17 protein-coding genes are annotated in these 20,717 nt (G+C 64.8%); 10 read left to right on the plus strand and 7 right to left on the minus strand.

The annotated features are described in order from the left end of the window. Positions 1-993, minus strand: a complete 993-nt coding sequence (locus ACIPIJ_RS19265; RefSeq protein ID WP_401079545.1) for an ArsR/SmtB family transcription factor — start codon at positions 991-993, stop codon at positions 1-3. A gap of 225 nt (positions 994-1,218) precedes the next feature. On the opposite strand from ACIPIJ_RS19265, the gene tkt reads away from it, so the two are divergent. The 10 genes from tkt to ACIPIJ_RS19315 all read left to right on the plus strand — a co-directional run bounded on the left by tkt (position 1,219) and on the right by ACIPIJ_RS19315 (position 11,449). Then, on the plus strand, positions 1,219-3,216 hold the full coding sequence (gene tkt, locus ACIPIJ_RS19270) for a transketolase (protein WP_401079547.1): 1,998 nt from the start codon (positions 1,219-1,221) through the stop codon (positions 3,214-3,216). Between the two features lie 148 nt (positions 3,217-3,364). Further along, the gene (gene epd / locus ACIPIJ_RS19275; protein WP_401079549.1) at positions 3,365-4,426 is read left to right on the plus strand and encodes an erythrose-4-phosphate dehydrogenase; all 1,062 of its coding nucleotides are present in this window, start codon (positions 3,365-3,367) and stop codon (positions 4,424-4,426) included. 12 nt (positions 4,427-4,438) lie between these two features. Then, positions 4,439-5,602 carry a phosphoglycerate kinase gene (locus tag ACIPIJ_RS19280; RefSeq protein WP_401079551.1) on the plus strand — a complete coding sequence of 388 codons (1,164 nt, stop codon included), beginning with the start codon at positions 4,439-4,441 and terminating at the stop codon, positions 5,600-5,602. A 32-nt stretch (positions 5,603-5,634) separates the two neighbouring features. Further along, positions 5,635-5,853, plus strand: a complete 219-nt coding sequence (locus ACIPIJ_RS19285) for a hypothetical protein (protein WP_401079553.1) — start codon at positions 5,635-5,637, stop codon at positions 5,851-5,853. Positions 5,854-5,917: 64 nt separating this feature from the next. Further along, positions 5,918-6,247: an MliC family protein gene (locus tag ACIPIJ_RS19290; protein ID WP_401079555.1), complete on the plus strand. Its 330-nt coding sequence runs from the start codon at positions 5,918-5,920 to the stop codon at positions 6,245-6,247. 100 nt (positions 6,248-6,347) lie between these two features. Continuing rightward, positions 6,348-7,412 carry a class II fructose-bisphosphate aldolase gene (fba, locus tag ACIPIJ_RS19295; RefSeq protein WP_346615386.1) on the plus strand — a complete coding sequence of 355 codons (1,065 nt, stop codon included), beginning with the start codon at positions 6,348-6,350 and terminating at the stop codon, positions 7,410-7,412. A gap of 196 nt (positions 7,413-7,608) precedes the next feature. Next, positions 7,609-9,729 (plus strand): putative bifunctional diguanylate cyclase/phosphodiesterase, encoded by a 2,121-nt coding sequence (locus ACIPIJ_RS19300; protein ID WP_401079557.1) that lies wholly within the window; start codon positions 7,609-7,611, stop codon positions 9,727-9,729. Positions 9,730-9,768: 39 nt separating this feature from the next. Then, a complete protein-coding gene (locus tag ACIPIJ_RS19305; RefSeq protein WP_401079559.1) occupies positions 9,769-10,269 on the plus strand; it encodes a M48 family metallopeptidase in 501 nt (166 codons plus the stop codon). 12 nt (positions 10,270-10,281) lie between these two features. Continuing rightward, positions 10,282-10,578 carry a helix-turn-helix domain-containing protein gene (locus tag ACIPIJ_RS19310; protein ID WP_023378388.1) on the plus strand — a complete coding sequence of 99 codons (297 nt, stop codon included), beginning with the start codon at positions 10,282-10,284 and terminating at the stop codon, positions 10,576-10,578. Positions 10,579-10,711: 133 nt separating this feature from the next. Then, positions 10,712-11,449 (plus strand): substrate-binding periplasmic protein, encoded by a 738-nt coding sequence (locus ACIPIJ_RS19315; protein ID WP_401079561.1) that lies wholly within the window; start codon positions 10,712-10,714, stop codon positions 11,447-11,449. An 11-nt stretch (positions 11,450-11,460) separates the two neighbouring features. Here the strand turns inward: ACIPIJ_RS19315 and yccS are convergent, their stop codons facing one another. From yccS to ACIPIJ_RS19345, 6 genes are all read right to left on the minus strand, one after another. Beyond that, positions 11,461-13,644: a YccS family putative transporter gene (gene yccS, locus ACIPIJ_RS19320; protein ID WP_401079562.1), complete on the minus strand. Its 2,184-nt coding sequence runs from the start codon at positions 13,642-13,644 to the stop codon at positions 11,461-11,463. 83 nt (positions 13,645-13,727) lie between these two features. Continuing rightward, complete coding sequence (locus ACIPIJ_RS19325) at positions 13,728-14,909, minus strand: NAD(P)/FAD-dependent oxidoreductase (RefSeq protein ID WP_401079564.1); 1,182 nt, start codon at positions 14,907-14,909, stop codon at positions 13,728-13,730. 84 nt (positions 14,910-14,993) lie between these two features. Next, positions 14,994-16,331 carry an ATP-dependent RNA helicase DbpA gene (gene dbpA, locus ACIPIJ_RS19330; protein ID WP_401079858.1) on the minus strand — a complete coding sequence of 446 codons (1,338 nt, stop codon included), beginning with the start codon at positions 16,329-16,331 and terminating at the stop codon, positions 14,994-14,996. Between the two features lie 112 nt (positions 16,332-16,443). After that, complete coding sequence (mdtD, locus tag ACIPIJ_RS19335) at positions 16,444-17,871, minus strand: multidrug transporter subunit MdtD (protein WP_401079566.1); 1,428 nt, start codon at positions 17,869-17,871, stop codon at positions 16,444-16,446. Positions 17,872-17,937: 66 nt separating this feature from the next. Continuing rightward, on the minus strand, positions 17,938-19,269 hold the full coding sequence (locus tag ACIPIJ_RS19340; RefSeq protein WP_401079568.1) for a TldD/PmbA family protein: 1,332 nt from the start codon (positions 19,267-19,269) through the stop codon (positions 17,938-17,940). After that, positions 19,269-20,711: a TldD/PmbA family protein gene (locus tag ACIPIJ_RS19345; protein ID WP_401079570.1), complete on the minus strand. Its 1,443-nt coding sequence runs from the start codon at positions 20,709-20,711 to the stop codon at positions 19,269-19,271. Before ACIPIJ_RS19345 ends, ACIPIJ_RS19340 begins: the two co-directional genes overlap by 1 nt. Positions 20,712-20,717: the final 6 nt, after the last annotated feature.

The following is a 20,717-nucleotide window of genomic DNA, read 5'->3' on the forward strand; positions in this document are numbered from 1 at the left end:
TTACCGATGTTGTGTGTCGCCAGCCGTCCGCTGAAAATGGCGGACCTGGATCTGGAAACCGTTACGCAAGCCCACATAGAGGCTGTCCCCCGGGGCCAGCCCGGCAGCGTTGGCCCAACGGGCCAGGTCGTCCTGTTCGAAGCCCAGCCAGAGGTCGCCGCAGGCTTCCCGCGCCCACCCCTGGTCATGGCTGCACAGTTCGGTGACCAGCAGGCTGCCGCCCGCCTTCACCCGTTTGGCCAACTGGCGCAGGGCCAGGGCCGGGTCGCTGAAATGGTGCAGGACCATGTTCAGCACTACGCAGTCGGCTTCCACATCCGTTGCACCCAGTGCATCGGCCAACTGCAGGTTTACATTATCCAGGCGTTCGCGTTCGCACACCTGGCGCGCCAGCTCGAGCATGGTCGGGCTGTTGTCCAGGGCCGTGACGGCGGCAAAGCGCCGGGCCAGGTCGGGCAGAAAACCGCCGTCGCCGGGGCCGACTTCCAGCGCGCTGGCGGTCGGTTCGAAATTCAGGGTGTCGAGCAGGGCCAGCAGGCTTTCGCGGTATTGCGGCAGGCCGGCGATGAGGTCCTGCTGGGCGCGGAATTTCTCTTCCACACGCAGGAAAAAGTCTTGGCTGGTGGCGGCGCGGCGCTGTTGGACCTGGGCGATGCGCGCCTGTACGTCCTGCGCCAGCGTCAGGTCGTCGACCTCTTCGAGCAGCGCCGTGTGCAGGCGGCCGCCCAGGCGGTGGCTGTCGGGCAGGGCGCGGCGGTAGAAGATCGCATTGCCTTCGCGGCGCGTGGCCACCAGCTCGGCCTGGGCCAGCACCTTGAGGTGGTGGCTCATGCCCGACTGGCCGATGTCAAAAATCTGCGCCAGCTCCAGTACGCCGAAGGAGTCACTGGCCAGGGCGCGCAAAACGTTCAGGCGCAGCTCGTCGCCACTGGCTTTGCACAGGGCAGCCAGGGTGTCGCTTTGCTGAGGGATCGGTTGCGCACGAAGGTTCATGACGCGGCAGTCTAGGCAGCCATCGTGGCGCTGGCAAGATCAATATCAAAAAGTTTTGATATTGACTGATGGGCGGGTGCGTTCAGCGGTTTTTCCGCCGCATTGGCCGCCAATCACAGGAAAAACGCCCAAGTGTGACCATCCGACATTGCCCCCAGCCCCCCAGTGGGGGAAAATGGCCGCCTTTTTCGTTACACCACCTATTCAAGCCCCAGGAGATAAGCGATGCCCAGCCGTCGTGAACGTGCCAACGCCATTCGTGCCCTCAGCATGGATGCCGTGCAAAAGGCCAACAGCGGCCACCCAGGTGCCCCCATGGGCATGGCGGATATCGCCGAAGTGCTTTGGCGCGACTATCTGAAGCACAACCCGAGCAACCCGAACTTCGCCGATCGCGACCGCTTCGTGCTGTCCAACGGCCACGGTTCGATGCTGATCTACTCGCTGCTGCACCTGACTGGCTATGACGTCACCGTCGACGACCTCAAGTCGTTCCGCCAGCTGCACAGCCGCACCCCGGGCCACCCCGAGTTCGGCTACACCCCAGGCGTCGAGACCACCACCGGCCCGCTGGGCCAGGGGCTGGCCAACGCCGTGGGCTTCGCCCTGGCAGAAAAGGTACTGGGCGCCCAGTTCAACCGTGAAGGCCACAACATCGTCGACCACAACACCTACGTGTTCCTCGGCGACGGCTGCATGATGGAAGGCATCTCGCACGAAGTCGCCTCGCTGGCCGGCACCCTGGGCCTGAACAAGCTGGTTGCCTTCTACGACGACAACGGCATCTCCATCGACGGTGAAGTCGAAGGCTGGTTCACCGACGACACGCCGAAGCGTTTCGAGTCGTACAACTGGCTGGTGATCCGTAACGTCAACGGCCACGACGCCGACGAGATCCGCACCGCCATCGAGACCGCGCGCAAGAGCGACCGTCCGACCCTGATCTGCTGCAAGACCATCATCGGTTTCGGCTCGCCGAACAAGCAGGGCAAGGAAGACTGCCACGGTGCGCCACTGGGCAACGACGAAATCGCCCTGGCCCGCAAAGAGCTGAACTGGAACCACGGCCCGTTCGAAGTGCCGGCTGACATCTACGCCGAGTGGGATGCCAAGGAAGCTGGCGCCAAGGCCGAAGCCGAGTGGAACAAACGCTTCGACGCCTACGCAGCAGCTTTCCCTGAGCTGGCTGGTGAGCTCAAGCGCCGTCTGGGCGGCGAGTTGCCGGCCGACTTCGCTGAAAAAGCCGCTGCCTACATCGCTGAAGTGGCTGCCAAGGGCGAAACCATCGCCAGCCGCAAGGCCAGCCAGAACACCCTGAACGCCTTCGGCCCGCTGCTGCCGGAACTGCTCGGCGGCTCGGCCGACCTGGCCGGTTCCAACCTGACCCTGTGGAAAGGTTGCAAGGGCGTCAGCCATGAAGATGCCAACGGCAACTACATGTACTACGGCGTGCGCGAGTTCGGCATGACCGCCATCATGAACGGCGTCGCCCTGCACGGCGGCCTGGTGCCTTACGGCGCGACCTTCCTGATGTTCATGGAATACGCCCGCAACGCCGTACGCATGTCCGCCCTGATGAAACAGCGCGTGATCCATGTGTACACCCACGACTCCATCGGCCTGGGCGAAGACGGCCCGACTCACCAGCCGATCGAGCAGCTGAGCAGCCTGCGCAGCACGCCGAACCTGGACACCTGGCGCCCAGCCGACGCCGTTGAATCGGCGGTGTCCTGGAAGCACGCTTTGGAGCGCAAGGACGGCCCGTCGGCGCTGATCTTCTCGCGCCAGAACCTGCAGCACCAGGACCGCGACAACCAGCAGATCGCCGATATCGCCCGTGGCGGTTACGTGCTGAAAGACTGCGCCGGCGAGCCTGAGCTGATCCTGATCGCCACCGGTTCCGAAGTGGGCCTGGCTGTTCAGGCGTTCGCCAAGCTGACCGAGCAGGGCCGCAAGGTGCGCGTCGTGTCGATGCCGAGCACCAGTGTGTTCGACGCCCAGGACGCCGCCTACAAGCAGTCCGTGTTGCCGCTGGAAGTCGGTGCGCGCATCGCCATCGAAGCTGCCCACGCCGACTTCTGGTACAAGTACGTCGGCCTGGAAGGTCGTATCATCGGCATGACCACTTACGGTGAATCGGCTCCGGCCAGCGCACTGTTCGAGGAGTTCGGCTTCACCCTGGAGAACATTCTGGGCACCGCCGAAGAGCTGCTGGAAGACTGAAGCAAGGATCTGCGAACGGTGTCGTTCTGATTCGCGGGCAAGCCCGCTCCCACAGTAGATGCATATCTCTGTGGGAGCGGGCTTGCCCGCGAATGCCGCACCGCAAAATCTGCAGGTAGCCTATAACGATCGGTTCCGTGAGCCCCCAATGCCCCACCCGCGTCCCTACAAAGTTGCACTCAACGGTTACGGCCGCATCGGCCGCTGTGTCCTGCGCGCACTGTTCGAGCGTGGGGCAAAGGCCGGTTTCGAGATCGTTGCACTGAACGACCTGGCTGACCAGGCCAGCGTGGAATACCTGACACGCTTCGACTCCACCCACGGCCGCTTCCCCGGCGAAGTGCGGGTCGACGGCGACTGTCTGCATATCAACGGCGACTGCGTGAAGGTCATGCGCAGCGCCACGCCCGAGGGCGTCGACTGGGCGGCCCTGGACATCGACCTGGTGCTGGAGTGCTCCGGCGCCTATCACACCCGTGCCGACGGGCAGCGCTTCCTCGATGCCGGTGCGCCGCGCGTGCTGTTCTCGCAGCCCATGGCCAGCGAGGCCGATGTCGATGCCACGGTGGTCTACGGCATCAACCAGGCGTGCCTGACCGGTAACGAGCGGCTGGTGTCCAACGCCTCCTGCACCACCAACTGCGGCGTGCCGCTGCTGCGGGTGCTGGACCAGGCGTTCGGCATCGAGTACGTGCAGATCACCACCATCCACTCGGCGATGAACGACCAGCCGGTGATCGACGCCTACCACCACGAAGACCTGCGCCGCACGCGCTCGGCCTTCCAGTCGGTGATCCCGGTGTCCACTGGTCTGGCGCGTGGCATCGAGCGTCTGCTGCCGGAACTTGCCGGGCGAATCCAGGCCAAAGCGGTACGCGTGCCGACCGTCAACGTCTCGTGCCTGGACATCACCCTGCAGACCGCCCGCGACACCAGCGCGGCAGAAGTCAACCGGGTGCTGCGCGAGGCGGCGCTGGACGGCCCGCTGAAAGGCTTGCTGGCCTACACCGAGTTGCCCCATGCCAGCTGTGATTTCAACCATGACCCGCATTCGGCAATCGTCGATGCCAGCCAGACCCGCGTCTCAGGCCCCCGCCTGGTGAACCTGCTGGCCTGGTTCGACAACGAATGGGGGTTTGCCAACCGTATGCTCGACGTTGCCGAACATTATCTGCACGTCGTCCACCCAACCCGCAGCAAACAGCCCTGAAGGACTGCATTCATGACCGTGTTGAAGATGACCGACCTCGACCTGCAAGGTAAACGCGTACTGATCCGCGAAGACCTCAACGTGCCTGTGAAGGACGGTGTGGTAACCAGCGACGCGCGTATCCTGGCAGCGCTGCCGACCATCAAGCTGGCCCTGGAGAAGGGCGCGGCACTAATGGTCTGCTCGCACCTGGGCCGCCCGACCGAAGGTGAGTTCTCGGCCGAGAACAGCCTCAAGCCGGTTGCCGACTACCTGAGCAAGGCCCTGGGCCGTGACGTGCCGCTGGTCGCAGACTACCTCGACGGTGTCGAGGTCAAGGCCGGCGACCTGGTGCTGTTCGAGAACGTGCGCTTCAACAAGGGCGAGAAAAAGAACGCCGACGAGCTGGCGCAACAGTACGCCGCCCTGTGCGACGTGTTTGTCATGGATGCCTTCGGCACCGCTCACCGTGCCGAGGGTTCCACCCACGGCGTGGCCAAGTTCGCCAAGGTCGCGGCCGCCGGCCCGCTGCTGGCCGCCGAGCTGGACGCCCTGGGCAAGGCCCTGAAAGCCCCGGCCAAGCCGATGGCTGCCATCGTTGCCGGTTCCAAGGTGTCGACCAAACTGGATGTGTTGAACAGCCTGAGCGCAGTGTGCGACCAGCTGATCGTCGGTGGTGGCATTGCCAACACCTTCCTGGCCGCTGCCGGCCACCCGGTAGGCAAGTCGCTGTACGAGCCTGACCTGGTCGAAACCGCCAAGGCCATCGCCGCCAAGGTCAGTGTGCCGCTGCCGGTCGATGTGGTGGTTGCCAAGGCATTTGCCGAGAGCGCCGAAGCCACCGTCAAGGCCATCGCCGACGTAGCCGCAGACGACATGATCCTGGATATCGGCCCACAGACCGCAGCCAACTTTGCGCAGCTGCTGCAGGCGTCGAAGACTATCCTGTGGAACGGCCCGGTGGGTGTATTCGAGTTCGACCAGTTCGGCAACGGCACCAAGGTGCTGGCCAAGGCCATCGCGCAAAGCGCTGCATTCTCCATCGCCGGTGGTGGTGACACCCTGGCCGCCATCGACAAATATGGCGTCAGCGCTGAGATCTCCTACATTTCTACCGGTGGCGGTGCCTTCCTCGAGTTCGTCGAAGGCAAGGTACTGCCGGCTGTGGCGATCCTGGAAGAGCGGGCAAAAGCCTGACAATGGCGGCGCCTGGCAAAGGGAGCGACCTGATGGTCAAGCAATTGCCTGTGATGATCCTGGCCGGCCTGCTGGTCGGCTGCTCCGGCAGCCCGTCCTCGGGCGACGACCCGGCGCAACCGCCCAAGGGCGGTTGCTACCAGTCCGAGTGGCAGGCCGAGACCGTGCCGGTCATCAGCAAGCGCGTAGGCCCGGAAGGCCTGGAAAAGTATGACGAAGACCACCAGCGCAAAGCGCCAGGCTGCCCGTGAACCGATGCGCTTCGTCGGGCCAGGCAACCAAGCGACTACTGTGTGGTCATCTAGAGGATATGCAATGAAAGCGCTGATGGCCTTGATGGCCCTGGCGACACTGGCAGGATGCTCGCTGCTGCAGCCGGCGCAACCCGCCCCGGCAGACAACTGGACCCGCTGGGTCTGCGACAGCCAGACCGAAGTGCTGTGGCGCTTCGCTGACGCGCAGCAGGACTCGGTCGACGTACGCCTCGGCGGCGGCGACCAGGTCTACCGGCTCAAGGTCGAGCCGAGTGCGTCGGGCGCGATGTACAGCGATGGCATGCTGGCCTTCCACACCAAGGGCGAAGAAGGCCTGGTGTATTGGGTGGCAACCAACGATCTGATTGGGCGGGGCTGCAAGGCACCGTGACTGGCCGGGCCGCACTGGTGGCCCACACTACTTGAACAGCAACCGCCCCTGCGGCAGGCTTGCACGAAACAAACGACGCTTGTCGGGAGAGAGATACACAATGGCACTCATTAGCATGCGCCAGATGCTGGACCACGCCGCCGAGTTCGGTTACGGCGTTCCGGCTTTCAACGTCAACAACCTCGAGCAGATGCGCGCCATCATGGAAGCGGCCGACAAGACCGACTCCCCCGTGATCGTCCAGGCTTCGGCCGGTGCCCGCAAATACGCTGGCGCACCGTTCCTGCGCCACCTGATCCTGGCCGCCATCGAAGAATTCCCACACATCCCGGTGTGCATGCACCAGGACCACGGCACCAGCCCTGATGTGTGCCAGCGCTCCATCCAGCTGGGCTTCAGCTCGGTCATGATGGACGGCTCGCTGGGTGAAGACGGCAAGACCCCGACCGACTACGACTACAACGTCCGCGTTACCCAGCAGACCGTTGCCATGGCGCACGCCTGCGGCGTTTCGGTTGAAGGCGAGCTGGGCTGCCTGGGTTCGCTGGAAACCGGCATGGCCGGTGAAGAAGACGGCATCGGCGCCGAAGGCGTGCTGGACCACAGCCAGATGCTGACCGACCCGGAAGAAGCCGCCGACTTCGTGAAGAAGACCCAAGTGGATGCCCTGGCCATCGCCATCGGTACCAGCCACGGCGCCTACAAGTTCACCAAGCCGCCTACCGGTGACGTGCTGGCGATCGACCGCATCAAGGAAATCCACAAGCGCATCCCTAACACCCACCTGGTGATGCACGGTTCTTCCTCGGTGCCGCAAGAGTGGCTGGCGATCATCAACCAGTACGGTGGCGACATCAAAGAGACCTACGGCGTACCGGTCGAAGAAATCGTCGAAGGCATCAAGCACGGCGTGCGCAAGGTCAACATCGACACCGACCTGCGCCTGGCGTCCACCGGTGCCATGCGTCGCCTGATGGCGCAGAACCCAAGCGAGTTCGACCCGCGCAAGTTCTTCGGTGAAACCGTAAAAGCCATGCGTGACGTGTGTATCGCCCGTTACGAAGCCTTCGGCACCGCTGGTAATGCCTCGAAGATCAAGCCGATCTCCCTGGAAGGCATGTTCCAGCGTTACCTGAAAGGTGAGTTGGCCGCCAAGGTCAACTGATCCGCTGGTAGCTTCGAAAAACCCGCAGGAATGCGGGTTTTTTTATGCCTGGCGGCCCGGCAAACGACCGTTAGTCGACTACCCTTCAATTTATCAACTGATAGCGTTCTGATTGCATTGCGTGTTACACCCCCGAGACTAGAGTGTTAATCGGATCCAATTGCTATTCGAAGTCAGTCATACAAGAGAAAGCAGCATGGATGGCGCTTACCCTCAACTACTGGATGGCAACTCGGTTCTCCTGGTGGTGGACGATTACCCTGAGAACCTCATAAGCATGCGTGCCCTGCTGGCGCGCACGGATTGGCAGGTGCTGACCGCAAGCTCAGGGACGGAAGCCTTGAGTGCCTTGCTGGAGCACGAGGTCGACCTGGTGCTGCTCGACGTGCAGATGCCGGAAATGGACGGCTTCGAGGTCGCCCGGCTGATGCGCGGGAGCCAACGTACCCGGCTGACGCCGATCATCTTCCTCACCGCCAACGAGCAGTCCGATGCCGCTGTGCTCAAGGGCTATGCCAGTGGTGCGGTGGATTACCTGTTCAAACCGTTCGACCCGCAGATCCTCAAGCCCAAGGTGCAGGCGCAACTCGACCAGCAGCGCAACCGGCGCATGCTGCAGCGGCTGACCCGCGAGCTGGAGGCGGCCAGGGCGTTCAATGCCTCGATTCTGGAGAACGCCGCCGAAGGCATCCTGGTGGTCGACGCACAGGGCACCATCAGCTTCGCCAACCCGGCCATCTCGCGGTTGCTGGACGCCCCGGTGGAACAGTTGCAGGGGGCGTACCTGCTGGACCTTGTGCAATTGGCCAATGCCACCCTGTGGAGCGAATCGGAATTTCATCAGGCTTACCAGGCGCGGCGCATTTTCCGCGTGCACGACGCCCACTTGCGTACGGTAGGGGGCCATCTGGTCCCGGTGGCGTTGTCCTGCGCACCGCTGCCCGCCGATCAGCAGGCAATGGTGGTGACGGTGTTGGACATGTCGGTGGTGCGCAACCTGCACCAGCAGCTCGAATACCAGGCGGTGACCGACCCGCTCACCGGCTTGCTCAACCGCCGTGGCTTCTATCAGGCTGCAGAAGGTGTATTGCTGCGCAACGAGCGCTCGGACAAGGCCCAGGCCCTGATGTACATGGACCTGGACGGTTTCAAGCGGATCAACGACTCACTCGGCCATGAAGCCGGAGACCGGGTATTGCGTTGGGTGGGTGAACAGCTCAAGGACTGCCTGGGCAGTGAGGCCCTGCTGGCGCGCATGGGTGGTGACGAGTTTACCGCGCTGTTCGACAGCCTGCCGTACCCGGAGCAAGCCGGGCGTTTTGCCGAGCAATTGCTCGAGCGGGTATCGATCCAGCAGCAAGTCGATGGCCTGGAGGTGTGCCTTGGGGTCAGCATCGGCATCGCCACCTACCCCGATTGCGGCGCCAATGTCGAAGGCCTGCTGCGTGCCGCCGATACGGCGATGTACGCGGCCAAGCAGGCCGGGCGCCATCAGTACCGCTTCTACGATCAGGAGCTCAATGGCCGGGCACGCTCGCGGCTGATGCTCGAAGACAGCGTGCGCGACGCCGTCGAGGCGCAGGACTTCAGCATGGTGTACCAGCCCCAGGTGGCGTTTGCCGATGGCCATCTGCGCGGTTTCGAGGCCTTGCTGCGTTGGCGCCACCCCAGCGTCGGCGATGTACCGCCGGGGCTGTTCATCCCGCTGCTGGAAGAGGCGCGGCTGATCACCCGCCTGGCCAGCTGGATCTACCGCCAGGGCGCAGCGCAGCGCCAGGCCTGGTGCGAGCGCTTCGCCCCGGACCTGGTGCTGGGCATCAGCCTGAGCCGTGCGCAATTCACCATGCCCGGCCTGGTCGATGAGTTGCAGCGGGTGATCCAGGATTACCAACTCAACCCCGCACAGCTGGAGGTCGAAGTCGCCGAGACCTCGCTGATGTACAACATCGACGCGGCAATCAAGCAGATCCACCGCCTGCGCGAGCTGGGCGTGCGCGTGGCGCTGGACGACTTCGGTGCCGGCGACTGCTCGCTGCGCATGCTGCGCGACCTGCCGATCGATACGTTGAAACTGGACCGCCACCTGGTGGCGCGCCTGCCCGATTCGGCAGCGGACGCGGCATTGGTGCGCAGCGTTATCGGCCTGTGCGCCGACTTCGATATCACGGTCATCGCCGAGGGCGTGGAAACACCGGCCCAGGCTGCGTGGCTGAAAGCAAACGGTTGCGCTTACGTGCAAGGTTTCCTGGTGGCCTACCCGATGACCGCCGCGGATGCCAGCGGCTTCCCGGCGATATTTTCCTGGCCACGGCCCTGATTGGCTAGAATCGGCGTTCGTTACGCAGAATGCCGTGCCATGACCGTATTACGCTATTTGCAAGCCTACCCCCCGCACCTGCAGGAGCAGGTGCAGCAGATGATCGCCAGCGACCGCCTGGGCGACTACCTGCAGCAGCGCTACCCGGGCCGCCATGACGTGCAGAGTGACAAGGCGCTGTACGGCTACGCCCAGGACCTGCGCCAGCAGTACCTGCGCAGCGCCCCCAACTTGGACAAGGTGCTGTTCGACAACCGCCTGGACCTCACCCACCGTGCCTTGGGGCTCAATACTGCGGTGTCGCGGGTGCAGGGTGGCAAGCTCAAAGCGAAGAAGGAAATCCGCATCGCCTCGCTGTTCAAGGAGGCGGCGCCGCAGTTCCTGCGCATGATCGTGGTGCACGAACTGGCGCACCTGCGCGAGCGTGACCACAGCAAAGCGTTTTACCAGCTCTGTCAGCACATGGAGCCGGATTACCATCAACTGGAATTCGACCTGCGCGTCTACCTGACCTATCGGGAGCTGCCGGGTAACCTGTAAGGATCACGCAGCATGGATGTGAGCAAGACCAAAAGCAGTTTCTACCGCCGGTTGTACGTCGCCTGGCTGATCGACAGCCAGACCGCAACCAGCGTGCCGGCGTTGATGGAGGCCACCGGCATGCCGCGCCGCACCGCGCAGGACACCATCGCGGCACTGGCCGACCTGGACATCGTCTGCGAGTTCGAGCAGCAGGAAGGTGCGCGCAACCATGCCGGGCATTACCGCATCCATGATTGGGGGGCGATCGACAAGCAGTGGATCATCCAGCACCTGCGCCAGATCAGGGAAGTGCTCGGCTACCCCTGAGCGTTGCCCGCTTCGGCCAAAATAGAGGCTAAATGACACTATTGGCCGCTGCCCTGCGCGCCAGCTTTGTGTACTCTCACTACCAGCGTTAGCGATCAATAGCGTGTGCCCCCCATTGCAAAAGGACTTGAGCATGCGGCCACTGCTTTGCGTTCTGGGAGTGTTGGGAGTGATGCTGGCAGCGCCCGTGCTGGGCCAGGGCAAGCTGCGGCTGGTGGCCGACACCTGGCCGCCGTTCACCGACACCGGCATGCCGGGTGGTGGCCTGGCCACCAGCATCGTCACCACCGCGCTGGACCGCGCCGGTTACCCCAGTGTGTACGAGGAAGCGCCCTGGGCGCGGGCGTTGCTGGGCGTCAGTGAAGGCCGTTACGACGTGCTGGTCAATGCCTGGTACAACGACGCGCGCGCCCGCATCGGCCAGTTCTCCAACGCCTATCTGACCAATCGCATTCGCCTGCTCAAGCGCAAGGGCGACAGCTTCCGCTACCAGCGCCAGACCGATCTGTACCCCTACAGCATTGCCGTGGTGCGCGATTACGCGTATTCACCTGAATTCGACAGTGATCCCCGTTTGCACAAGGTGGCGGTGCGCAACTTTTCTTCCGCCGTGCGCATGGTCGCGGCCGGCCGGGTGAACCTGGCGGTGGAGGATGAATTCGTGGCGCGCTACAACCTGCAGCGTGAGCCCGAGCAGGTGCGCGACGCGGTGGCGTTGGTCGAGCCGCCCTTGGGCGAGAACACCCTGCATATCCTGGTGAGCCTCAAGCACCCCGAGCACCGGCAGATTGTCGAGCGCTTCGAAAAGGCGATTGCCGCGATGAAGGCCGATGGCAGTTATGATCGGCTGATGCGTCAGCACGGCTTTTGATCATCACAGGCTCAGGCCGGTGCACCTTCCTTGATCAAGTGCGCCGCCAGCGTCCGCAGTGGCCCCAACTGCCGGCAGATCAACGCCAGCTGGGTCTGCACCAGGCGCTGATGTTCATCCAGCTCCTCGGGCATCTGCTCCAGGGCATTGGCCAGGTTTTCTTCTGCATCACTGTGAATCGCCACCGGTAAGCGCGCCGACAGGCCATTGGCGATTTCGTCCAGGCTGTTGGCCAGGCTCTGCCCGGCACCTTCGATCAACTGCTCCTGAACCTCGGCCGGCAACGCCGTATCGCGGTGCGCACCAAGCCCTGACAGGTAACTGAGCAAGGTGTGCGACAGCACCAGGAAACGGAAGCCGACATCCGCCTCCTTACGGAAGTGCCCTGGCTCCATGAGCATGTTGGCCAGCGTCGTGGACAGCGCCGCATCGGCGTTGTGCGCGTTGCGCCGGGCCAGCCGGTAGGCGAGGTCGTCGCGCTTGCCGTGGGCGTACTGCTGCATGATCTGGCGCAGGTACACGCTGGCGCAGGCCAGGGTGTTGGCCAGTGCCTTGTTCAGGCGCCGGCCCTGCCAGTCGGGGAGGAACAGGAATACCGCCAGGATGGCGATCAGGCTGCCCACCAGGGTATCGAACAGGCGCGGCAGGAACAGCCCATAGCCATCGCCGATCTGGTTGAAGCAGAACAGCACCATCAGCGTGATCGCCGCCGTGGCCAGGGTGTAGCGGGTAGTGCGGTTGACGAAGAACACCACCCCCGCGACCACGGCGAACAGCGACTGCACGACCGGGTTCGGGAACAGGTCGAACAACGCCCAGCCGACGGTCAGGCCGATGGCCGTGCCGAATACCCGCTGTACCAGTTTGCGCCGGGTCGCGCCATAGTTGGGCTGGCAGACGAACAGCGTGGTGAGGATGATCCAGTAGCCCTGGGTCGGGTGGATCAGGTGCACCATGCCATAGCCGATCGACAAGGCCAGCGGCAGGCGCAGGGCGTGACGGAACAGCAGCGAGGTCGGCGTCAGCTGGGTGCGCAGCCGTGTCCAGACGTCTTTGAAGTTGCGCGGCGAGCGGTCGAGCAGGCTGCTGTCGCTGGCATCGGCCAGGCTGTCCGGGTTGCTGGCGGCACCCAGCAGGCGGTCGAGCGTGGCCAGGTTGGCGGCCAGAGCGCGCAGCGAGCGCAGCAGCCCGCGCCAGGCCGGGTTGTTCTGGGTGCGCAGGTGCTCCAGCGAGGCGTTGAGGTCTTCCAGGGTGTCGGCAAAGCGGCTGTCGAGGACAAACGGCTGGCGCAGGCGGATCGACCGTGCCAGGTCCTGGCAGGCCGAGCCCTGGTGACGCAGCAGGCGCTGGCAGCGGAACATCACGTCGCTGTGGAAGAACGCGTCGGCCAAGGCATTGTAGGGGTAGTGCGAGGCACTGACGCGCTCGTGGATGTCCTGGGCCAGGAAGTACAGCTTGAGGTAGCGGCTGACCTTGGAGTTGGGCTGGCTGTTGCCCACCCGGTGCAGGATGATTTCCTTGGCCGCGTTGAGTGCCGCGACCACCTTGCCATTCTGCTGGGCCAGCTCCAGGCGACGGGCCTCCAGGTCATGGTTGCGGATGGGCTCGAACAGGTTGGCCTTGAGCTTGAGGTAGCGCCCCAGCTCGAAGAACAGCTTGGCCAGGCTCTGCTGCACCGGCTGGTTGGAGAACAGTGCCTGCCAGAGCACCGAGAGCAAGCCATACCAGGCCGCCCCCGCCACTAGCAGCAGCGGCTCGTGCCAGAAGTCGGTGACCTGGCCGCCGCGCTGGTCTACCCCGATCATGGTGTACACCGCTGTGATCAGTGTTGCCGAGGCGATGGCCCCATAGCGCTCGCCCAGGGCGCCGAGCATGGTCAGGCCGAAGGCCGCCAGGGCCAGCGCAATGGCGAAGACCCACGGGTAGGGGAACAGCAGTTCGACGGCCAGGGCGGCGATGGCGAAGCAGACCAGGGTCACCGCGAGGGCGCTGAGGCGCCCCTGCCAGCTGTCGTCGGTCTCGGCCAATGCGCTGGCGATGATGCCCAGGAACAGCGGAATCAACAGGGCCATCTCGTTCTGGAACCAGCACAGGGCCAGGCTGCCGGTGAGGGCGATGGTTACCCGGATGCTGTAGCTGAACTTGTCTTGGCCCCACAGGCGACGCAGTGACTGACGGAACGAACTCGATGACATGATGGCCTGCTGGCAGTGATCGAATGAATGCATTGCGGCACGGACCAGCAAGAAGCGTTCCGTGCTGCTGAATGGATTCTACTCTACACGAACTGCGCTGCCGCGTTGGCCGAAGCCCAGGCCCACTGGAAGTTGAAACCGCCCAGGTGGCCGGTCACGTCCAGCACTTCGCCGATGAAATACAGCCCGGGGCTTTTCAGCGATTCCATGGTCTTGGAAGACACCTCGCGGGTGTCCACGCCACCCAAGGTCACTTCGGCGGTGCGGTAGCCCTCGGTGCCGGCCGGTACCAGTTGCCACGCCGCCAGTTTGTCGGCGATCTGCGCGAGTTCCGCCGGGGTGTACTGCTTCATCGGCCTGGATTCGAACCACTGCTCGGCCAGCAGGTTGGCCAGCTTGCGGGTGAAGACCTCGCCGAGCACGGTCTTGAGCTCCGCATTGGCGCGCTCGGCCTGTTGCTGTTGCAGCCAGGTCAGTGCATCACGGTCGGGCAGCAGGTTGATCTCGACGGTGTCGCCGGCCTCCCAGAACGACGAGATCTGCAAGATCGCCGGGCCGCTCAGGCCGCGGTGGGTGAACAACAGGTTCTCGCGAAAGCTCGTGCCGTTGCAGCTGGCGGTGCAGTCCAGCGAGGTGCCCGACAGCTCGGTGCACAGTGCCTTGAGTTGGGGCTCGGTGATGGTGAACGGCACCAGGCCGGCGCGGGTCGGCAGCAGGGTGTGGCCGAACTGGCGCGCCACCTGATAACCGAAGCCAGTCGCGCCCAGGGTCGGGATCGACAGGCCGCCGGTGGCAATCACCAGCGACTGGCAGGCGAACTGGCCGGCACTGGTTTGCAGCAGGTAGCCGGTTTCGGTCTTCTCGATGTGCTCGATGCTGGTCTGCATGCGGATCTCGGCACCGGCGTCGTCGCACTCGGCCAGCAGCATGTCGAGGATGTCGCTGGCCTTGTTGTCGCAGAACAGCTGGCCGAGCTTCTTCTCGTGATACGGCACGCCGTGTTTGGCCACCAGCTCGATGAAGTCCCACTGGGTGTAGCGGGCCAGCGCCGATTTGCAGAAGTGGGCGTTGTGCGAGAGGAAGTTGGTCGGCTCGGTGTACATATTGGTGAAGTTGCAGCGCCCGCCGCCGGACATGAGGATTTTCTTGCCTGGCTTGTTGGCGTGGTCGAGCAGCAGCACCCGGCGGCCACGGCGGGCGCTGAGCTGGGCGCACATCAGGCCGGCGGCGCCGGCGCCGAGGATGATCACGTCGGAGGTGTGCACGGTTTGAACCTATCTGGATTCGAGTGTGGAATGCTGAACCTGTGGGAGCGGGCAAGCCGATCCCACAGGTTGCCTTGCTGGACTTTAGAGAATGCGGACTTTCAAGGCGCGGCCCTTGATCTTGCCGCTGTTCAAACGCTGCATGGCCTGCTTGGCCAGTGCCCGCTCCACCGCAACAAAAGCCTGGAAGTCGAAGATCGCGATCTTGCCCACCTGCTTGCCCGGGATGCCGGCATCACCGGTCAGCGCGCCGAGAATGTCGCCCGGGCGCAGCTTGTCTTTGCGGCCAGCGGCAATGCACAGGGTGCTCATGACCGGCAGCAGTGGCTCGCCACCCTTGTTCTTCAGGCTGTCCAATTGGTCCCAGCGCAGCGGGCTCTTCTGCAGCGCCTCGATGGCCTGGGCGCGATGGCCTTCGGCAGGGGCGACCAGGCTGACGGCGATGCCTTTCTCACCCGCACGGCCAGTACGGCCGACGCGGTGCACGTGGATCTCGGCATCACGCGCCAGTTCGACGTTGATGACCATGTCCAGGCCATCGATGTCCAGGCCGCGGGCGGCCACGTCAGTGGCTACCAGCACCGAGCTGCTGCGGTTGGCGAACATCGCCAGCACCTGGTCGCGGTCACGCTGCTCGAGGTCGCCGTGCAGGGCCTGGGCGACGATGCCCTTGGCGGTCAGGTGGGCGACCACGTCTTCGCACTGCTGCTTGGTGAAGCAGAACGCCACGCAGGACTGCGGGCGGTAATGGCCGAGCACACGGGTGACGGCCTCCAGGCGCTGCTGTGGGTCGATCTCGATGAAACGCTGCTCGATCTGGTTGTCGGTGTGCAGGCTCTCGACCTTGACCTGCTGCGGCTTGCGCATGAATTCGGCGGCCAGTTGCTCGATGCCGGCCGGGTAGGTGGCCGAGAACAGCAGGGTCTGGCGGCGCGACGGGGTCTTGCCGATGATGCTGGCAATGGCGTCGAAGAAGCCCATGTCGAGCATGCGGTCGGCTTCGTCCAGCACCAGCGTGTTGAGCCCGTCGAGCACCAGGGTGCCTTTGTCCAGGTGCTGCTGGATGCGCCCCGGGGTGCCGACGATGATGTGCGCGCCATGCTCCAGCGAAGCGATCTGCGGGCCCAGCGAGACGCCGCCGCACAGGGTCAGGATTTTGATGTTGTCTTCGGCGCGGGCCAGGCGGCGCAGCTCCTTGGCGACCTGGTCGGCAAGCTCGCGGGTAGGGCACAGCACCAGCGCCTGGCAGCCGAAGTAGCGCGGGTTGATCGGGTTGAGCAGGCCGATGCCGAAGGCGGCGGTCTTGCCGCTGCCGGTCTTGGCCTGGGCAATCAGGTCCTGGCCCCTGAGGATGACGGGCAGGCTCTGGGCCTGGATCGGCGTCATCGCGGCGTAGCCGAGGGCGTCCAGGTTGGCCAGCATGGCGGCGGACAGCGGCAAGGTGGCAAAAGCGGTGGTTTCGGTGGTCACGAGGCGGGCCTGCGTTGCGAAGCGAAAAATGCCGCACAGTCTACCAGCCTCATGGCCATTCGCCCTACGACTCCATGTGCGGTTCCGGACGACGGGCACGCCTTCCGTCCGTCGGCGCCAGCTGCAGGAAGATCGCCGCCGCCAGCATGGCCATGATGCCGATGGTCACGAAGGTCAGCTGGAACGCGCCCAAGGTGGTTTCCACGCCATCCGCGCTGCCGGCCGCAGTAAAGCCGCCGAGCAATGCACCGGCGCAGGCCACGCCCAGGCTCAGCGACAGCTGCGCGACCACCGACAGCAGGCTGTTGCCGCTGCTGGCGCTGGCATCGTCGAGGTCGATCAAGGTCACGGTGTTCATCGCGGTGAACTGCATCGAGTTCACCGCGCCCAGCAGCGCCAGTTGCACCAGCAGCACGGCATAGGGCGTGTGCTCGTCGACCAGCCCCAGGCTGGCCAGCAGCAGGCCCAACAGCAAGGTGTTGCCGGTCAGCACGATGCGGTAGCCGAGCCGCTCGATCAGCGGCCGTGCGATGGACTTGGCGACCATCGCCGCTGCCGCCAGCGGGATCATGCTCATGCCGGCCTGTGCCGGCGAATAGCCCAGCGCCACCTGCAGCAACAACGGCACGAGGAAGGGCAGGGCGCCACTGCCCAGGCGCGCGAACAGATTGCCGAGGATGCCAATGGCGAAGGTGCGCACACGGAACAGGCTGGGCGAGAACAAAGGCTCGGGGTCGCGCCCGGCGCGCAGCCAGTAGGCGGCCAGGCAGGCCATGCCGGCGAACAGCAGCAGCATCACCCGCAAGTGTGGCAGGTGCAGCTCGCCCAACCCTTCCATGGCAATGGTGATCAGCACCATCGCCGCGCCAAAGAGGATGAAACCGGGGCCATCGAAGGTGGTGCGTTCGGCGCCGCGCAGGTCGGGGATGAACTTCCACACGGCGTAGCAGCCGATGGCACCCACCGGCAGGTTGAGCAGGAAGATCCAGTGCCAGGTAAGGATCTCGACCAGCCAGCCGCCCAGGGTCGGGCCAAGCAGCGGGCCAAGCAGCCCGGGGATGGTGATGAAACTCATGATCCGCACCAGCTCGCTACGTGGGTAGGCGCGCAGCACGACCAATCGCCCGACCGGCAGCATCAGCGCGCCGCCCAAGCCCTGCACGATGCGGGCGAGGATCAGAAAGCCCAGGCTGTTGGCCATGGCGCACAGCAGCGAGCCGAAACTGAACAGCAGGATGGCGCTGAAGAAGATGCGTTTGGTGCCGAAGCGGTCGGCGATCCAGCCGGAGGCGGGGATCAGCAGGGCCACGGTGAGCATGTAGGCGATGATCACGCCCTGCATGCGCAACGGGTCTTCATCCAGCGAGCGCGCCATGGCCGGCAGGGCGGTGTTGAGGATGGTCCCGTCCAGGGACTGCATGAAGAAGGCGATCGCCACCACCCACGGGATCCAGCGGGCGGTGACAGGGTCAAGCGGGGTGCGTTCGGGCATGGCTTCCTCTTCCGTCAGTACCGGCCTCTTCGCGGGCTTGTCCCGCGAAGAGGCCAGCAAGGCCTATCACAACGTCAGGGTCAGCCCTTTGACCAGTGCCCCCGGCAAATGGCTCGACCCGGTGTTGCGTTGGCCGTAGGTGCTGGTCGACAGGATCATCTCCCGCTCACGGGTCAGGTCTTCCAGCTGGCTACCCAGCAGGCTGTACAGGCTGTCATCGAAGCGCATGGTGCTTACCGGCCCCTCGATTTCGCCATTCTCCACCCAGAAGGTGGCGAAGCGGGTCAGCCCGGTCATGCGCGCCGCGGGCAGGTCCGAGTAGTTCAGGTACCACAGGTTGCTGATGTACAAACCGGTGCCCAGCCGTTCCAGAATGTCCGCGCTGGGCAGGTTGCCCGCTGCCAGGCTCAGCGCGCAGGGCGACTCGTAGCTGTCCGCGCCGTTGCCAAGCAACTTGAACTCGACGGCGCTGCGGGCGCTGACCAGCCTGTCCACGGCCTGCCCCTGCCGGATCAGCGGCACGTCCAGGCGCGGTGAGCCTTCATCGGAAAACGCCGGGCTCAATGAGCCGCTGACCTGCTCGCTGAAACTGACCAGTGGGCTCAGCCGCGCATCACCGTTGTAAAGGCGTTGCAACGCGCTGTTACCAGTGGCCAGGGCCTGCGCGGAGAACCCGCCCCAGCACAGCATGCCGGCGATTTCGTCCATGGCGGCGGGCGCCAGGTAGGCGCGGTAGCTGCCGGGCTTGAGGGTAACGGCTGGGCGGCCGAGGAAGCCCAGCTGTTCCCGGGCCTGGCGCAGCCGTGCGGTGAAGTCCCCCGCGTTCCACAGTTGGCCGGCGTAGTTGGCCTTTACGGCCTGGCCATTGCTATGGAACAGGCTCCAGTCGACGTTGAAGCTGTTGGCCTGGTGCCAGCCGAACGCGCCGTATGAACTGGCGAAACCCCGGCAGATCGGGCCTGCGGCATAGATGCCGACCAGGTCCAGGTCACCCGCTTCGCGGTCGAGCAGCGCCAGCACTTCGCTCAGCGCCGGCAGCGGCTGTTCCTGCAGGCTGTGGCTGTGCCAGGCGTTTTCGTCCTGGCGCAGGTAAGGGTCGACGGGCAGCAGCGGCAACGTCTGGCGCAGCTGTTCGAGGGCCTCGTGCAGGCGCTGGCGGTCCAGCTGCACATCCCCGCTCAAGGTGACCTGCTGTTCTGCCTGGCGCCCCTCGCGGATCAGCCGCAGTTGTGCGCTGGCCTGGCTGACCTCGCCGGCCTGGCGCACCTTGGCGTGGTTGAAACGCACGAACTGCGAGTGTTCGGCGCTGTAGCCGAGGGTGAACTGTTCTTCTGGCTGCCGTGCATCACGCAGGGCGCTGACCAGTTGCTCGAAAGTCTGTTGTGGCGTGGCGCTCATCAGGCGTCCCCTCCGAATACGTCGATCTGGCGGAACACGCAGGCCGGGGCGGCATGGCCCACCCGCACCACCTGGTTGGGTTCGCCCTTGCCGCAGTTGGGCGTGCCCAGTACCTGGAAGGTGCTGCGGTCGCCAACCGCTGCAAGATTGCGCCAGAACTGCGCGGAGATGCCGCGGTAATTGGGGTTCTTGACGATGCCCTTGAGCGCGCCATTTTCGATCAGTTGCCCCCACTCGCAGCCGAACTGGAACTTGTTGCGCGCATCGTCGATGGACCACGAGCGGTTGGTGCGCATGAGGATGCCGTGCTCGATGCCCTGAATCAGTTGCTCCAGGGTTTGATCCCCCGGTTCGATATTGAGGTTGGCCATGCGGTCGATCGGGGCGCGGTTCCAGCCGCAGGCACGGCTGTTGGCCACGCCGTCGAGGCCGGAGCGGAACTGCGACAGGGCACCGCCCAGCGGCCGCAGCAGCAGGCCCTCACGGATCAGGAACTGCTTGCTGGCCGGGCTGCCATCGTCGTCGTAGCTGTAGCTGGCCAGCTCTTCGCCGATGGTCGGGTCGAAGGTCACGTTGAGCAGTGGCGAGCCGTACTGCAGATGGCCGAAGTCGCTGGCTTTGACGAAGCTGGTGCCGGCGTAGTTGCGCTCGTCGCCGAGGATGCGGTCCATTTCCAGCGGGTGGCCGATCGACTCGTGGATCTGCAGCATCATCTGGTCGGGCATCAGCAGCAGGTCGCGCTGGCCACTGGGTGTGTTGGGCGCCAGCAGCAGTTGCAGCGCTTCGTCGGCGACCCGTCGGGCAGCGCCAACCAGGCCGCAGCGTTCGATGATCTCGAAGCCGCCCTGCTGGCCGAAGTTGTCCCGGCCCAGGCTACGGCTCTGGCTGTCCTGGCCGTCGCTGGCGGTCACGCCAAGGCCCGGGAACAGGAAGCGCTGCGCGTGGCGCAGCTCGGCGCCGGCGGAGTTCAGGTAGGTCTGCTCGACCGTACTCTGGCCCAGGCTGGCCTGCCAGTCCACCAGGCGGCTGTCCTTGGGCACGCTGGCCGACTCGGCGGCGAGCAGGCCAAGGCAGTCGGCGAGGGTAGGCAGCGGGCGCTCGAAGTTCGGCGAGATGTGGTCGTGGCGTGCGCTGGTCACCGGCTGGTCGCGCAGGTCGAGCAGGCTGTGCCTGGCGATCTGCCGGGCCAGGGCCTCGGCGTGCTCCAGCGCACGTTGCAGGCCTTGCTGGGACAGGTCGGCCGTGGCCGCGTAAGCCTCCACGCCATTGACCCGTACGGTGAGCATCGCCCCCTCGTCCTGGCTGAAGAAGGGCGGCTCGGCCACATTGCGCCGTACTGACAGCGCCTGGTGCGACTGCTTTACATGGCGCAGCGAAAACAACTCGGCCGTGCTGCGCAGCGCGGCAAAGCGCTGGCGCAGCAGGGCGCTGGAATCGAACATGCGGAA

This window comes from Pseudomonas sp. NPDC087185 (genome assembly GCF_044744955.1).
Taxonomy (GTDB): domain Bacteria; phylum Pseudomonadota; class Gammaproteobacteria; order Pseudomonadales; family Pseudomonadaceae; genus Aquipseudomonas.

Excerpts from the sequence above, each read along its gene's own strand:
- ACIPIJ_RS19265 (WP_401079545.1), bottom strand. The coding sequence starts at position 993 with ATGAACCTTCGTGCGCAACCGATCCCTCAGCAAAGCGACACCCTGGCT.
- tkt (WP_401079547.1), top strand. The coding sequence starts at position 1,219 with ATGCCCAGCCGTCGTGAACGTGCCAACGCCATTCGTGCCCTCAGCATG.
- epd (WP_401079549.1), top strand. The coding sequence starts at position 3,365 with ATGCCCCACCCGCGTCCCTACAAAGTTGCACTCAACGGTTACGGCCGC.
- ACIPIJ_RS19280 (WP_401079551.1), top strand. The coding sequence starts at position 4,439 with ATGACCGTGTTGAAGATGACCGACCTCGACCTGCAAGGTAAACGCGTA.
- ACIPIJ_RS19285 (WP_401079553.1), top strand. The coding sequence starts at position 5,635 with ATGGTCAAGCAATTGCCTGTGATGATCCTGGCCGGCCTGCTGGTCGGC.
- ACIPIJ_RS19290 (WP_401079555.1), top strand. The coding sequence starts at position 5,918 with ATGAAAGCGCTGATGGCCTTGATGGCCCTGGCGACACTGGCAGGATGC.
- fba (WP_346615386.1), top strand. The coding sequence starts at position 6,348 with ATGGCACTCATTAGCATGCGCCAGATGCTGGACCACGCCGCCGAGTTC.
- ACIPIJ_RS19300 (WP_401079557.1), top strand. The coding sequence starts at position 7,609 with ATGGATGGCGCTTACCCTCAACTACTGGATGGCAACTCGGTTCTCCTG.
- ACIPIJ_RS19305 (WP_401079559.1), top strand. The coding sequence starts at position 9,769 with ATGACCGTATTACGCTATTTGCAAGCCTACCCCCCGCACCTGCAGGAG.
- ACIPIJ_RS19310 (WP_023378388.1), top strand. The coding sequence starts at position 10,282 with ATGGATGTGAGCAAGACCAAAAGCAGTTTCTACCGCCGGTTGTACGTC.
- ACIPIJ_RS19315 (WP_401079561.1), top strand. The coding sequence starts at position 10,712 with ATGCGGCCACTGCTTTGCGTTCTGGGAGTGTTGGGAGTGATGCTGGCA.
- yccS (WP_401079562.1), bottom strand. The coding sequence starts at position 13,644 with ATGTCATCGAGTTCGTTCCGTCAGTCACTGCGTCGCCTGTGGGGCCAA.
- dbpA (WP_401079858.1), bottom strand. The coding sequence starts at position 16,331 with ATGCTGGCCAACCTGGACGCCCTCGGCTACGCCGCGATGACGCCGATC.
- mdtD (WP_401079566.1), bottom strand. The coding sequence starts at position 17,871 with ATGCCCGAACGCACCCCGCTTGACCCTGTCACCGCCCGCTGGATCCCG.
- ACIPIJ_RS19340 (WP_401079568.1), bottom strand. The coding sequence starts at position 19,269 with ATGAGCGCCACGCCACAACAGACTTTCGAGCAACTGGTCAGCGCCCTG.
- ACIPIJ_RS19345 (WP_401079570.1), bottom strand. The coding sequence starts at position 20,711 with ATGTTCGATTCCAGCGCCCTGCTGCGCCAGCGCTTTGCCGCGCTGCGC.